The sequence below is a fragment of the Archangium violaceum genome (assembly GCF_016887565.1).
Classification (GTDB): Bacteria; Myxococcota; Myxococcia; order Myxococcales; family Myxococcaceae; genus Archangium; species Archangium violaceum_B.
This window is the reverse complement of the sequence record NZ_CP069396.1, coordinates 8,670,842-8,684,989: the sequence shown is the minus strand read 5'-3', so window position 1 is coordinate 8,684,989 and position 14,148 is coordinate 8,670,842. Positions and strand designations below refer to the sequence as shown.

Here is a 14,148-nt window from a genome sequence, read left to right as displayed (position 1 = left end):
GCCCAGGCAAGCGAGCGCCGGCTTCATAGCACGCAGGGTATGAAGCTTCAGTGGGAATCGAGTCTACGTCCGGTCAACACGTTCGCCGCGTTCGGGCTCCACGGGCTCGCAGCGCACGGAGACCTCGAGCCTCTCACCACCTCCGCCCAGGTAGATGGTGCCCCGGGTGGGCGTGGTGTCCGCGTACTGCCTTCCCATGGCGACGCGCACGTGGTCCGTCTGCGTGAGGATGCCATTGGTGGGGTCGAACCCCTTCCAGCCCACCTCGGGCAGGTACACCTGGACCCATGCGTGGGAGGCCTCGGACTGGGCCGTGTTGGCGTGCTTGGGGCCGGTGTACACATAGCCACACGTGTACCGCGCGGGCACTCCCAGCAGGCGCGCCAGGCAGATGAAGACGTTGGCGAAGTCCTGACACACTCCCTTGCGCGACGAGTACACGTCGAAGGGCGTGGTCATCAGCGTCGTGGAGCCCTGGAGGTAGCGGTACTCCTTGAAGATGCTGAAGTTGATGTCCAGCAGCGTGTCCAGCAGATCGAAGTCGTTGCGGCGCGCGAAGCTCATCGCGTACTCGAGCAGCTCCTCCAGCTGGGTCTCCGGCAGCTCGGGCGGCAGCAGATAGGGCTGGAGCATGTTGCGCTGCCAGGGCATCCACACCAGCGGCAGGGTGGAGCGCTCGCGCAGCGGGCGGTAGCTCAGCGGATCCGTGTCCCGCAGCTCCACCAGCGAGCGCGCCTCGATGATGAGCTCCGTGTATGGCGTATCCACCAGCACCTTGCGCACCCGGTTGCCGAAGACATCCTCGTACTCGGCCTGCGTCACGCCCGAGGACAGAGTCACCTCGTGCGAGAGCAGCGATTGCAGCCGGTCGTGCAGCGGGGTGAGCCGCAGCTTGTGCGAGCTGCGCTCCACGGGCCGCTCGTAGCGGTAGACGGTCCGGTGGCGCACGTCCATCACCCGCACCGGGCTCACCGGCGGACGGCGCAGGCGGCTGCGGGCCACGAACTCGGCGGCCGAGGCGGGTGGGGCGGCTCCCGGCCCCGGGGGCCTGGACGGCAGCACCTCGGCGCGCACGGAGCCCTGGCGCAGGATCACCAGCGCGCTCGGAGGCAGCTGCTTCCAGGTGACGGGGTCCTCGGTGCGCGACTCGAGCGGGTGGGTGCTGACGATGATTCCCTTGCGGCTCTTGGCGCCTCGCCGCGTGAGATCCAACTCCAGGTCCGCGTCGCCCACGATGAGCCGCTCGTAGGGCGGGGAGACCTGCCACAGCCAGCAGTTCGTGGTCCCCGTCCGATCCGCGTAGACGCACAGGTCCCTTCCATCCGAGAGGACGAGGGTGAGCGGACCCAGGCCGTTCATCTCCTCCAGCCAGCCGCGGAGCCGGGGCGCGTCCACCTCGGCGAGGCTGCGCCAGCCCTGCTCCTGCATCCAGTCCAGGAGCCGGCAGAAGAGGGCCTCCGAGTCCGTGGAGCCCACCGGCTCGAAGCGCGCGCCCGGAGGGGTGGGCAGGCGCTGCTCCAGGCTGCCGCTATGGGCCAGCAGCCAGTCGCGACCCCAGGCGCTGCGGCAGAAGGGCTGGGTGTTGGCCTCGGTGATGGGGCCCCAGGTCGCCGAGCGCATGTGCATCATGAAGATGGAGGACTCCAACGGGTCCCACGTCTTCACCAGCTCGCTGCGGATGCTGCCGGACTGGGGCGCGGCCTCCTTGAGCAGGGTGGCCGCGAACTCTCCGCCCGGGTAGTAGCCCACCCCCCATCCGTCTGGTGGCTTGCGGCCCGGGGCAAGGCACCGCAGGTCCAGACTGGGGGCGAGCTCTCCTTCGAAGGACAACGCGAGCAGGTTGAGCATGGCGGGCGGGACTCTACCCGGCCATCCTCTGTGCGCCCAGCGTCGTCAGGGGCCTGCCGAAGTACTCGTGCGAGAGGAGCGAGCACAGGCCCGCCGTCTCCTCCACCATGTGAGTGAGCAGCGAATGCATGGACGCTCCCGGGCCCACCAGGGACTCGGGCCGCAGCAGCTCCACCAGGGGCTCGATGCGGGCCAGGCTCTCCCGGCCGGGACCCTGGGACTCGGGTGGACAGAGCTGGCGCAGGTAGCGGTGCGCGGACTCCACGCAGTAGCGGACCGAGCGGGGAAAGCGGGACTCGAAGAGCAGGAAGGCCGCCACGGCGTCTCCCGTCACCCGGCCCGAGTGACTCTTCATGAAGGGCTCGAAGCCGGAGCAGGCCCTCAGCAGGGACAGCCACAGCGCCGTCTCCACCACCGGGTGCTCGGGTTTCATCCCCGTGAAGACGTGGTGGTGCACGTCCAGCAGCCGCGCCGTCTGACCGACCCGCTCCAACATCACCCCCAGCCAGATGAAGTCCAGGGGCGTGTCGTGCAGCATGGTGCTCCGGAACAGGCCCAGGCACAGCTGCACCATCCGGCGGATGTGTTGGTAGAAGGCGAAGCGGGAGTGGGCGTACTCCTCCCGGCCCGCCTCGCCCACGAGCCACAGGTACAGCTCGTTGGTGACCTCCCAGCACTCGCGGCTCACCACCTCGCGGATGGTGCGGGCGTTCTCCCGGGCCGCGCAGATGGTGCTCAGCAGGCTGGAGGCGTTCTCCTCCTCCCACGTGAGGAAGTGCTGCACGGCCTCGCCGTCCGCCTCGGCTTGCGCTCCATGCCGCGTGGTGAAGGCGAGGCGCTCGCCGAAGATGGCCAGGGCCGGAGTCCAGAACTGCTCGGGGGGGAGCTCCGCGTCCAGGGCGAGCTGGCCGGTGATCTGCAGCACCCGCGCGGTGCTCTCCGCGCGCTCCAGGTAGCGCCCCAGCCAGAAGCAATGCTCCGCGATGCGGGCGATCATGCCGCCTCCTTCTGCACCCAGGTGTCCTTGGAACCGCCCCCCTGACTGGAGTTGACGACATAGGAGCCGGCGCGCAGGGCCACGCGGCTGAGCCCTCCGGGCAGCACCCAGGGCCCCTGGGGTCCGGAGACGATGTAGGGCCGCAGATCCACCCGGCGCGGCACCACGCGTCCCGAGGCCGCGTCCCAGGTGGGACAGGTGGACAGCTCCACGCGAGGCTGGGCGATGTAGCGCCGGGGCGTGGCGAGGATGCGCTGGCGGAAGTCCTCGCGCTCTTCCCGGGTGGACTGGGGACCCATGAGCATGCCGTAGCCACCGGCCTCGTCCACCGTCTTCACCACCAGCTCCTCCAGGTGCTCGAGCACGTAGCGGCGATCCTCCTCGCGGGCGCACACGTAGGTGGGCACCTGCTCCAGCACGGGCTGCTCGCCCAGGTAGTAGCGGATGAACTCCGGCACGAAGGCGTACACCGCCTTGTCGTCCGCCACGCCGTTGCCCGGGGCGTTGGCCAGCGTCACATGGCCCGCGGCCCAGGCCCTCATCAAGCCGCGCACGCCCAGCAGGCTGTCCGGACGGAAGGTCTCCGGATCCAGGAAGGCATCGTCGATGCGCCGGTAGATGACGTGCACGCGCTGGGGCCCGCGGGTGGTCCGCATGAAGACCCGCTCCCGGTCCACGAAGAGATCCTCGCTCTGCACCAGCTGCACGCCCATGGTGCGCGCCAGGAAGCTGTGCTCGAAGTAGGCGGAGTTGTACGGCCCCGGGGTGAGCACGACGACGGTGGAGCGCTCCGGATCCTCGGGAGAAACGGACCGCAGCGTCTCCGCCAGCCGGGCCGGATAGTGGTCCACCCGGCGCACCCGGGCCATCTCCAGGATGTCGGGCAGCACGCGCTTGGAGATGACGCGGCTCTCCATGACATACGACACGCCCGAGGGCGTGCGCAGGTTGTCCTCCAGCACCCGGAACGTCCCCTGGCCATCGCGGACCAGGTCGATGCCCGCGATGTGGATGCGCACGCCGCCGGGTGGACGCACGCCGCGCAACAGGGGCAGGTAGAGGGAGGTGCTCAGGATGAGGTCCCTCAGCTCGGGCCGCTCGGCGAACAGGCGCTGCTCGCCATAGACGTCATTCAGGAACAGGTTCAGCGCACGCACGCGCTGCTCCAATCCCCGCTCCAGGTGCGCCCAATCCGGCGCCGAGATGAGGCGGGGAATGAGGCAGAAGGGGAAGATCCTCTCCGTGCCGCGCTGGTCCGAGTAGACGGAGAAGGTGACGCCCTGGTTGAGCAGGGCCCGCTCCGCCAACGACTGCAGCCGGGCGAAGTCCTCCGGTGCTCGCGTCCCCAACAACGTCAGCAGTCCGAGGAAATCCGGCCGGGGCACTCCATCGGGACCGATCAGCTCGTCGATGGTCCCCGGCGTCATTCCATATTCCTCGAAGAGTCCCGGGACGTGCAGCAATCGTCTCATCGCGGCGGTCACCTCTCTGGAGAAGCCCGGGACACCAGGGGCCCGGACAGTACGACGCTGTGCGTCAGACCCAAGTGTATAGAGGTCTACACTCCAGGTATAGGGAGGGGGGTGCAGGCTTCCCTCTCCTGCGAGTCGCAGTCCACGACCAGGGAGATGGCCTCGGTGAAATTGAAGTGCGGGCCGCCGTTCAACGCCTGGAATCGCTGACCCGCGAGCAGGAATCCGACCACTGCCGCGGGGTGTGAGCCTTCAAATCGCTGAAAGTATTTCAGGCGCTCGCTCCAGTTGCGTCGTGATGCGCGGGATGCCTACACCGTGCATCGTGAAGAAGACACGGATGGGCAGGCGCGAACCTGGACCGGGCCCGGGGGCTCGGCACGGGAGGGTCTCCATGAGGCCCTTCGGGGGAGGGTAGCGGCATGGCGCTCAATACGGGCTATGCCTACCGCGAACAACTGGGCACGCGGGCCCGGGGAGCGAGCACGCTCTCCTACCTGGTCGATGCCTACCGGCACTCCTCGGAGGCGGTGTGGCGGGAGCGGCTCGCTCGGGGAGAAGTCCTGTTGGATGACATCTCCGCGACGGGCGAGGAGCTCCTGAAGGCCGGCCAGTGGCTCGTGTGGAACCGGCCGCCCTGGGAGGAAAGGGAGACGCCGCGCGACTACTCGCTCGTGCACGAGGACGAGGCGATCCTGGCGGTCATCAAGCCGGTCGGCCTGCCCACGGTGCCGGGCGGGGGATTCCTCGTGAACACCCTGCTCAGCGTCGTGCGGGAGCGCTTCCCGGAGGCGAGCCCCCTGCATCGGCTGGGACGTGGTACCTCGGGCCTCGTGCTCTTCGCGCGCACGCACGACGCGGCGGCGAAACTGTCCCGCGCCTGGCGCGAGCACGAGGTGGAGAAGCGCTACCGGGCCCTGTCGCTCAACGTGGCCACCCAGGAGCGCTACGACATCACCGCGCCCATCGGCGAGGTGGTGCATCCAGACATGGGCATGGTTCCCATGGCGACTCCAGGCGGGAAGGCGTCCCGGAGCCTGGCGCGCGTGCTCCAGCGGCGCGCGGCGAGCACCCTCTTCGAGGTGGACATCCAGACGGGCCGCTCCCAGCAGATCCGCATCCACCTGGCCTTCATCGGGCATCCGCTCGAAGGAGATCCCGTCTACACCGTGGGAGGCGTGCCGCGCGCCGAGCATCCGGGACTGCTCGGGGATATCGGCTACCTGCTGCACGCGGAGCGGCTGTGCTTCGTACATCCGCTCACGGGAAAGCGCCTGGAGCTCCATGCCTGCATCCCTCGCGAGCTGCAGGTGCCATAGAAGGGGTTGGCTGCCGGGCTACCCCTGCAGCTCGGGTAACCTCGCCGCGGCCTGCTGGACATCGGCGGGGAAGTCCGAGAACTCCTGCACCTGGCGAACCTCGATCACTTCGTTGTCCGCAGCGGGGCAGCGCGACGCCCATTCGATCGCCTCCTCCTTCGACTTCACCTCGATCATCCAGTAGCCGCCGAGTACCTCCTTCGTCTCGGCGAAGGGCCCGTCGGTCACCCTGGGCTTCCCACCGGAGAACGAGACGCGCGCGCCCATCGAGGGGGGGTGGAGGCCATCCAGCGCGCGCAGCACGCCGGCCTTCTTCAGGGACTCGTTGTACTTCATCATTTCGGCGACGGCCTTGGCGTCCGGCATCGTGCCCGGCGCTGCCTTCTCGTACCCCTTGGGGATCATCAGCATCATGAATCGCATGCTCGGCGCTCCTTCTGGCTTCGGGTTGGGGGCCTCTATTGGGGCCTCTATTGTCTCGTCGAACGAGGAGCCGCGAGATCGACACGCCGGAGCATCTTTTTTCAGGGGTGCCCCAAAGGCTCGAAATCATGGGATACGATCGTCATGTCCCTCCACATCGGCATCGTTGGCTGCTCGGCTGAAGGCGCGGCTCTCTGTTATCGGACCGTCTGCGTGGAAGGCGCGCAGCTTCTTGGCCCGCACGCCCATCCCGAGGTCTCGATGCACACGCACTCGCTCGCCGAGTACGTGGAATGCATCGACCGGGGTGACTGGCGGGGCGTCGGTGAGCTGATGCTCTCCTCGGCGAACAAGCTCGCGAGGAGCGGCGCGGATTTCCTGATCTGCCCCGACAACACCATCCACCAGGCGCTTCCCTCCGTCGAGCCGCGCTCACCGCTGCCCTGGCTGCACATCGCCGAGGTCGTCGCCGAACGGGCCGTCGAGCGCGGGTTCCGGCGTATCGGCCTGACTGGAACCCGCTGGCTCGTCGAGAGCGAGCTCTATCCAGAGAAGCTCGCGGCGCGTGGACTGGAGTACGTGCGCCCGAACACCGCCGAACGCGAGGAGATCAACCGCATCATCATGGAGGAGTTGGTGTGCGGCGTCTTCAAGCCCGAGGCGGTCGCCTGCTTCCAGCGGGTCATCGAACGGATGAAAGGGGAGGGCTGTGACGCCGTCGTCCTCGGCTGCACCGAGATCCCGTTGATCATGAACGATTCGAATTCTCCGCTGCCGACGCTCGATTCCACGCGCCTGCTCGCGAGGGCGGCCCTGCGCCGGGCGGTGCGGGAAGCGACCGCGCCGGCGTGAGTCCCGCTCGTGCCCCGGCCTACTGGCCCTGTTGCTCGCGGCGCATGAGGATGGTGCTGCTCTCGCCGCCCTCACGCGTGCCGTTGGGGCTCATGTAGAGGTAGTCCTGCACCTCCGACTCCGCCACGTCCACGGGCGAGCCCCGGCGAAGCCGGCTCACGTTGAAGGGCTCGTTGGCCAGCGTCCCCTTCAGCCGGTCCTTCTCCCAGGTGATGACCTCCATCCACATGTACTCGAGGTTGTCGTCATCCGTGCGGAAGCCCGCCTTCACCAGGAGCACCTCGGGTGGATGGATTCCCTTGGCGATGCGGGGACGCAGCTCGTTGAGCCGGGCGCGTGCCTTGCGAGCCACCGCCTCCAGCTCCGGGTCTCCCGGGGGCGCGGCGGTGATGTTGTCCGGCTTCTTGCCGAACAGCCCGTCGAGCGCCGCCAGTTGCCGCTCGTGCGCCGACCCGCTCCCCGGGAAGGCGATCTCCAGCAGCGGGTTCTCCGGGTCTCCATTGTCCCGGCGGCCCTCGATGGCCCACAACTTCGCGTTCCGCCGCGCCGTCTTCGGATCATCCGCCGCGACCATGCGCTGCACCCGGGCGTCCTTCACGCGCGTCAGGTCCACCGCCAGCTCTCCGGTCTTCGCGGGCTCCAGCCCCTCGGTGAGCAACTGCGCCACGGCGTTGACGAGCTTCCCCATCTCGGTCGTCATCGAGCCCGGCACCTGCTCCACCACCAGATCCGGCAGGCCCAGCTTCACCATCCCGAGGGTGACCATCCGCTGGGCCCCACGGCTGGCGTACACGTGCATCGTGATGTGCGCGGGAATCGAGGGCACTCCACCGGTCCAGCCGTCCACCCGCATCTCCTTCCAGCTCTTGGGGGAGAAGTACTCGCGCGTCTCGGCGTCCCAGAGGAGGGCCTTCTGCTGGGTGGCGAGCTGGTGCGCGAAGCGCATGGCCGCCAGCAGCGACTCGTGGCGCTTGGCGAAGGGGATGTGGAAGTTCAGCGCCGTCGCGTGCTTCGCGCCCAGCAGCCGCTTGCGATCCTCGGGCTCCACCTTCCCGCCGAAGTAGCGCAGGAGCTCCTCGTCGATCGGATCCAACTTGTCCTGTGACACCCTCTCGATGACGACCTCGGGGGCCGGCGCGCCGGACTTCCACGCGCCGTTGAGCTCCTTGTACTTCGCCGCCAGCAGCGCGTTCGCTTCCGCCACCACGTTGCCCTTCGGCTCCGTCGGGTGGAACAGCAACACCGAGTAGAAGAGCTCCGAGGTGTGCAGCACCTCCTGGGGGAACGGTGTTCCCGGAGCCTTGGGGGTGGCGGGAGCCTTGGGGCTCGGCTCCGCCGCGTGCGCCAGGGCGGTCAGGGAGAGCAGCAGGACACCGAGCAGACGCGCCAGGGGCGCGCGATGCGGGAACATGAGGGACTCCGGGTGCGGAAGAGGGTTCTCGCACCCAGTATCCCGGTTCCCCGGTCGGGAGCCAGGGCCTGACTCAGAGGATCTTCATGGCCTGGGCCGAGAAGCTCTCACTGTTCGTCTGGGACAGGTAGTCCTTCAGGTCCTTGCGCGCCTGCGCCTCGCTCGTATACGCCGAGTCGGGACCGAGCGTCTTGTTCGGCTGGACGGCCTGGAAATCCTCCAACTTGTCTCCCACGAGGGGATGCCAGGTCACGGGTCGATCGGGCGAGAACTTCTCGATCGTCTGGATCTCCTGGCGGTAGAGCACGCTCGTCGGATCATGGGTGCGCATGAAGGCGTGCGCGGTCCCCTCCGGGTTCTGCCTCACGAACTCCTCGGAGAGATGGTTCCACATGGGCGTGACGGCCTTGGGGTCCTTGTAGATCTCCAGCCCCGAGAGGGCCCGGCCGGCCGGTGTGCTCTCCAGCGTGGTGTACCCCTTGAGCTGGGCGTGCTTGCTCACATCGTAGCCGCCCGACCAGAGCGCCAGCGGTCCCTGGCCGTCCTCGATGCGCAGGTAGGGTCCCAGCTCCTGGGCCACCTTCTCGTAGTGCGGGTTGGACTTGTCCGGAACGGGCTTGTCCGGGGTCCAGGGAGTGGTCCGGCTCTCCTTGACGTTGGCCCGGATCTCCTCCTGGCGCTTCACGCCATGGAGGATGTCGCTCCACACCTCCGATGTCTTCCCCTCGCTCATGCCGAGCGCGTTGAAGGCCTGCTGGAATTGCGGCGCCTCGGGGTGCGAGAGGGGGTTCTTCAGGTCGAGCACCTGGGCCGCGGTGGTGCTGTGCTTGCCCGAGGACAGGGCGGGGCCCATGGCCTGCTCCACGGGGACTCGCATCTCCGCCAGGGTTCCGGCGAGCTCCGGGCGATTGGCCCTGTTCGGGCGGACCGGGCCGTCGAAGCCGTCGGTGCTCCCCGGAGTCCGGGGAGTGTGGAGCCCGTTCGCGCTCTGGGTGGGGGGGGTCTTCGACGGTGCACCGACCGAGGTGGGTTTGTCTTGGGTGCTCGTCGGCAGGGGGACATTCACTCGGGGGCGGAATCGGATGGTCATGGGTGCACCGTTCGTAGGGGGTTGCCCAGGTTTCCCTGGCCCTGGGAATCAGACTTCCTGGATGCCCGCCTGGGCGTCCTGGCTGGGGGCCACCACGGCGGCGAGCTCCGTGGGCAGCTTCTCGGCGAGCTTCTTCTGCAGGGGCTGGGCCACGGTGGCGGCGCCCTGGCCCACGAGATCCTTCACGGCCGCGAGGGCCTGGGTCGCGGTGTCGAGCGCGTGGGCCACCGAGCCGAGGATGTTCCCGAGGTCCGAGTGCTGGAGATCGGTCGGAGGCGTCAGGCCGCTCAGCTGCTGGGGCAGGCCGCCAGCGGCGTACGGGTCCATCACCGGACCAGCGGCCAGCTGCTGAGGCAGGGCGCCAGCGGCGTACGGGTCCATCACCGGACCAGCGGCCAGCTGCTGAGGCAGGGCGCCGGCGGCGTACGGGTCCATCATCGGACCAGCGGCCAGCTCCGGGGGCAGGGCGCCAGCGGCGTACGGGTCCATCATCGGACCACCGGCCAGCTCCGGAGCCATGCCGCTGAGCGCGTACGGATCCATCATGCCCAGGGCGCCGGGCAGCATGCTGGCCGCCTCGAGACCCGCGCCGGCCAGCCCGGCCACACCGTTCGCCACACCGCCCAACACATCACCCGCGGCCGAGAGGCCATCGCCGAGGCCTCCGAGACGGTTCGGCTTGAGGTTGTTCAGCCCGTTGCCCGGCGTGAACCCGTCGAGGTTGAAGTCCGGCTTCTTGCCGGGGAGGTTGCCGTTGATGTCCGGGCGGGGAGAGAACTTGGGGCCGACGTCGGGCTTCTGGACGGGGAGGTTGCCGTTGATGTCCGGGCGGGGAGAGAACTTGGGGCCGACGTCGGGCTTCTTGCCGGGGAGGTTGCCGTTGATGTCCGGGCGCGGCGAGAACTTGGGACCGACGTCGGGCTTCTTGCCGGGGAGGTTGCCGTTGATGTCCGGGCGCGGAGAGAACTTGGGACCGACGTCGGGCTTCTTGCCAGGGAGGTTGCCGTTGATGTCCGGGCGCGGCGAGGGCTTCACGCCGTCGGGCTTGGCGGTGGGCGCCTTGGGTCCCTTGAGGTTGGGGAGCGAGATCTTCGGGAAGCTCTTGATACGCATGGACTTATCTCCTGAGAAGACGGGGCTGGTTGCCGAGAGAGGGGGGCGATGCCTTGACGTGAAGGCCTTAGTGCAGCGCTCGTGCCAGGGGTGGCCGCCCCGTAACCGGACGTGATTCCGATGAGTTACGCGGAGGCAGGGACCTCACGAGCTTCCGGGGGGTGAGCGCCGTCATCAGGCCCCCAGGTGACACCCGTCATCACTGATGACTGCTGTCACCAGGCCGCCGCCATCCACACACTCGTCCCGGGTCACATCCTCCGCTCGTGAGGATGTGGCCCGGCCCTCTGGGAGAGGCTCACGGAAACGTCACGCCACGAAGGGTGATGGTGCGCGGCCCGCTCGCCTCTCCCAGTCGGAGGACATAGGTGCCCCGGGGCTGCACCTCCGTGGCCTCTACCTCCACCACTACCCGGTCCGTTCCTCCGGGGGGGAGGGGCTCCGGTTGCCATACACGCAGCAACCGTAGCCGCGCGCCTCCCTTGCCCATCAGCGCCGCGCCTTCCTCATCCACCGTCCAGGGCTGCGCGCTCGTGTTCTCCACCTCCAGCGCCACCGCCACTCGTCCCTCTGCCCGGTAGCTGTAAGCCTTGTTGCTCTTGAGAGTCTCACCGGGAGGCTGCTGGGTGGTGTCTGAAATGTCCTGTGCCGCGATGCCTTTCTTGCCCTCCACCAGCCCGGACTCGATGAGCCCGGTGAGGCCTCCGGGACTCTTCTGCTCTGTCTGGGCTTGCGCCAGCCGCGCTTCGCACCGCTCGGCCCGCTCGTGCTCCTGCCGCGCCTCCATCTGAAAGGACTCGGCCGAGCGCGGCTGGCGGTACACGTTCACCTGTGGCTCGGCCCGGGTGGGGTGCACCGCCAGTCGGAAAGTGGTACTCGCCGGCACCGCGCCATCCGCGAAGCGCACCGTGAGGAGCAGTCGCTGCCCTGGTGACAGCGCACCCGAGGGCAGGAGCGCAACGAAGCCCGTGGTCTCGTCCACCGTTACCACCCGGAAGCGCTCTCGCTCCTCCACCACGACTCCCCCGCGCAGCAGCGGCGCGTTGAACACCAGGGTGGTGGTGAGGCCAGGGCTGATACGCACCTCGTGCACCTGCCCGGGGCTCTCTGCCGTCAGCTCGAGGTGGCGAGCGGCCGCCGTGTCCCAAGCTTCAGACGGAGGCTCGGCGAGGGCTGGAGCCGTGGCGAGAATCGCGAGCAGCAGGGGGACGGTGGGTGGTGGGCTGGGCATGGGCCGTACTACCTCCGGAGTGCTCAGGGAAACAAGCACCTCCTACGTCGCCCCTGCTTTTCGTCCGCCCTTGTTCGCAGCCAGGCCAGGTGGGTAGGTCCTTTCAGGAGGGAGGTCCCGGTCGCGCTCGGGAGCAACTGGTCTGACTGTCGGACCAGTTCGTCCGGAGCGCGCCCGGAAGGTGCCCCGTCTTTTCCTGCAAGAGCACCCCTGAAAGAACTGATTCCAGCTGGTTTGGGCCCTCTACTTGAAACGCTCCACCGGCATGACGCCCTCGGACCACGACATGCGCAGGGTGCCCGGCTTCTCGCCCGGCTTCACGTTGTCGCCGCCCACGCCCATGTCGTCGCTCCGATCAACGAGCACCATGCAGATGGGGTACGTGTACCCATTCGGCGTATGGAGTTGAGTGAAGCGGCCGTGGATGCGGTCCGTGCCGAAGAAGAGCTGCCCCGAGACCATGGAGCCCGCGGGCACCTCCGTCGTGGGTCTTCTCAGGACGATGCGCATCGTGGTGCCCGGGCCCTCGCGCACGGGAACGAAGGGCTCGCTCTCCTCCTGCCGGGGCAACAGGGCGGTTTCGCTCTTGCCGATGCGGAAGCCCAGTTCCTTCATGGTTTGCACCGAGTCAGGTGGGCACTCGGTGGGAGCGGGCAGGGGCCGCACCTGCACGGCCGTGGTGGTGGGGCCGGGGCAACCGGCGGCGAGGGTGCAGCCGAGGAGGGCCGCCCCCACCTTGGTGGCTGTGGAGCCCGAGTCCTTCGGCGGCTGCTGCGGGGTGTCCTGGGGAGCCTTGCGAAGTGTCCTCACGCGCGTGTCCTGGGAGTGCGTCGCGCTGGCAACGGGCGCGGGGGTTACCGCCTCTTCGGGCGCCGCGCCGCCGTCACCTTCCAGCCGCCGCCACGGAGGCGCCACTTCCTGGCCACCCGGCTCCAGGGTGATGGGGTAGAACTCCTCTGGTAGGACGGCTCGGGGTGTCCCCACCGGTGAGGTCGTGGACATGGAGGGACGCGGGAGCGCGCGCACGGCGAGCCACACGCTCAGGCCCAGCGCCAGCACCGCACCGGCGACCTGGAGCACCCGTCGCGAGCGCGGGGTGGGCGAGTCCGGGGCACGCGGTCGCGCTGGCTCTTCGGGTCCAGGCGGCACCTCTCCTGGCACGCCCTGGGTGGATACTTCATCCGGCGGACGCGGTTTTCCCCTCACCGGCTGTTGCGCGTAGACGGCCCGGCGCTCGTAGAGCGCCAGCAGGTCCACGTCTCCTCCCAGCTCCTGTTGCCATGAGGTGGTGGCGTTGTTCGGACCCCAGGCTTCGCACAGTGGCACCTTCCACGCCGCGTCCGCCTGCTTCACTGCCTCCTCCAGCGCCGCCTCCACCGCCCGCGCGTCCGCGTACCTCTCCCCAGGCTGCTTGCGCAGCATGCGCCAGCACACCTCCCCCAGTGCCCTGGGCACCCGCGGGTTGAGCTCGTGCGGCACCCTCGGCTCCTGGTGCAGGATGGCGTGCACCAGCGCGCCCTCGCTTCCCCGGAAGGGCAGCTCGCCGGTGAGCAATTGATAGAGCTCCACTCCCAGCGCCCAGAGGTCATCACCCGGGCTGGCGCGGGAGTCCTCCTCACCGCGCCAGGAGCGCCACACCCGGGGGCTGAGATAGGGCCAGGTGCCCGGAGGCACGGGCCCCGTCACCTTGGGCGCGCCCTCGTAGGTAGCCACCCCGAAGTCCACCAGCACCAGCCGACGCTCGCCGTACACCAGCAGGTTGGACCCCTTCACATCGCGGTGGACGACTCCGGCCGCGTGCACCGCTCCCAGCAACCGTGCGGCTTGGCGCACCAGGTCCGCCACCTCGAGCGCGTTGGGGTTGTGCTCCCGGGCCCAGGCGTCCAGCGGCAGCCCGCGCACATAGGGCGTGACGAGGAAGAGGAAGCGGGGCTCGAGGGCGGGCCACTCGCCGTGTCCCACCAATGGCAACCCTCCCGCGCACCACAGCTTCACCATGACGTCCAGCTCACGCCGGGCCCAGGACGCAGCATGGGGCCGGGAGATGAACTTCACCGCGAAGAGCTGGTCCTCGCGCCGGGCGCGGAACACGGTGCCCTGGCCGCCGCTGCCCAGGGTCGCCTCCAGCCGGTAGCCGGCCACCTCCATTCCCACCTGGGGCAGGTGCTGCTCCGGCGCGTCGTGCCGCCGAGGCGGATGCGGCAGCTGCCGCCGAGCTCCGTCATGTCCTGGCCGAGAAGGCTGGGCTCCGTTCATGCACTGCACCTCCGAGGTGGGGCAGCGTAACATGACCGCTGCCGACTGGTGGGCGTGCGGATGAATCAAGAGATGAAAAAATGAATGTTCAACACCTCCCCAACACGATGGGCGGATCTGGATGATGAGAATGCAT

12 protein-coding genes are annotated in these 14,148 nt (G+C 68.7%); 2 read left to right on the top strand and 10 right to left on the bottom strand.

Features of this window, described 5'->3' with window-relative positions:
• Positions 1-63: 63 nt before the first annotated feature.
• The 4 genes from JRI60_RS34535 to JRI60_RS34520 all read right to left on the bottom strand — a co-directional run bounded on the left by JRI60_RS34535 (position 64) and on the right by JRI60_RS34520 (position 4,550).
• Entirely contained in the window at positions 64-1,848 is a 1,785-nt protein-coding gene (locus JRI60_RS34535) for a class II glutamine amidotransferase (RefSeq protein WP_204220180.1), read from the bottom strand.
• Between the two features lie 13 nt (positions 1,849-1,861).
• Positions 1,862-2,845: an alpha-E domain-containing protein gene (locus JRI60_RS34530; RefSeq protein ID WP_204220179.1), complete on the bottom strand. Its 984-nt coding sequence runs from the start codon at positions 2,843-2,845 to the stop codon at positions 1,862-1,864.
• Positions 2,842-4,317, bottom strand: a complete 1,476-nt coding sequence (locus tag JRI60_RS34525; protein WP_204220178.1) for a circularly permuted type 2 ATP-grasp protein — start codon at positions 4,315-4,317, stop codon at positions 2,842-2,844. The genes JRI60_RS34530 and JRI60_RS34525 overlap by 4 nt, the downstream gene beginning before the upstream one ends.
• 86 nt (positions 4,318-4,403) lie before the next feature.
• Complete coding sequence (locus JRI60_RS34520; RefSeq protein ID WP_239469874.1) at positions 4,404-4,550, bottom strand: VOC family protein; 147 nt, start codon at positions 4,548-4,550, stop codon at positions 4,404-4,406.
• Positions 4,551-4,739: 189 nt separating this feature from the next.
• Between JRI60_RS34520 and JRI60_RS34515 the strand changes: the two genes are divergently transcribed.
• Positions 4,740-5,636, top strand: coding sequence for an RluA family pseudouridine synthase (locus tag JRI60_RS34515; protein WP_204220177.1), 897 nt, complete (start codon positions 4,740-4,742; stop codon positions 5,634-5,636).
• 18 nt (positions 5,637-5,654) lie between these two features.
• Here the strand turns inward: JRI60_RS34515 and JRI60_RS34510 are convergent, their stop codons facing one another.
• Positions 5,655-6,059, bottom strand: a complete 405-nt coding sequence (locus JRI60_RS34510) for a YciI family protein (protein WP_204220176.1) — start codon at positions 6,057-6,059, stop codon at positions 5,655-5,657.
• 144 nt (positions 6,060-6,203) lie between these two features.
• Here JRI60_RS34510 and JRI60_RS34505 point away from each other — a divergent pair, with 144 nt between their 5' ends.
• Entirely contained in the window at positions 6,204-6,911 is a 708-nt protein-coding gene (locus JRI60_RS34505; RefSeq protein WP_204220175.1) for an aspartate/glutamate racemase family protein, read from the top strand.
• A gap of 19 nt (positions 6,912-6,930) precedes the next feature.
• Here JRI60_RS34505 and JRI60_RS34500 read toward each other — a convergent pair whose 3' ends face one another.
• From JRI60_RS34500 to JRI60_RS34480, 5 genes are all read right to left on the bottom strand, one after another.
• A complete protein-coding gene (locus tag JRI60_RS34500) occupies positions 6,931-8,322 on the bottom strand; it encodes a DUF2314 domain-containing protein (RefSeq protein WP_204220174.1) in 1,392 nt (463 codons plus the stop codon).
• Between the two features lie 73 nt (positions 8,323-8,395).
• On the bottom strand, positions 8,396-9,412 hold the full coding sequence (locus tag JRI60_RS34495; protein ID WP_204220173.1) for a hypothetical protein: 1,017 nt from the start codon (positions 9,410-9,412) through the stop codon (positions 8,396-8,398).
• Positions 9,413-9,460: 48 nt separating this feature from the next.
• A complete protein-coding gene (locus tag JRI60_RS34490; protein WP_204220172.1) occupies positions 9,461-10,525 on the bottom strand; it encodes a hypothetical protein in 1,065 nt (354 codons plus the stop codon).
• A gap of 298 nt (positions 10,526-10,823) precedes the next feature.
• Positions 10,824-11,756, bottom strand: coding sequence for a DUF2381 family protein (locus JRI60_RS34485; protein ID WP_204220171.1), 933 nt, complete (start codon positions 11,754-11,756; stop codon positions 10,824-10,826).
• Positions 11,757-11,999: 243 nt separating this feature from the next.
• On the bottom strand, positions 12,000-14,012 hold the full coding sequence (locus tag JRI60_RS34480) for a serine/threonine protein kinase (protein WP_204220170.1): 2,013 nt from the start codon (positions 14,010-14,012) through the stop codon (positions 12,000-12,002).
• Positions 14,013-14,148: the final 136 nt, after the last annotated feature.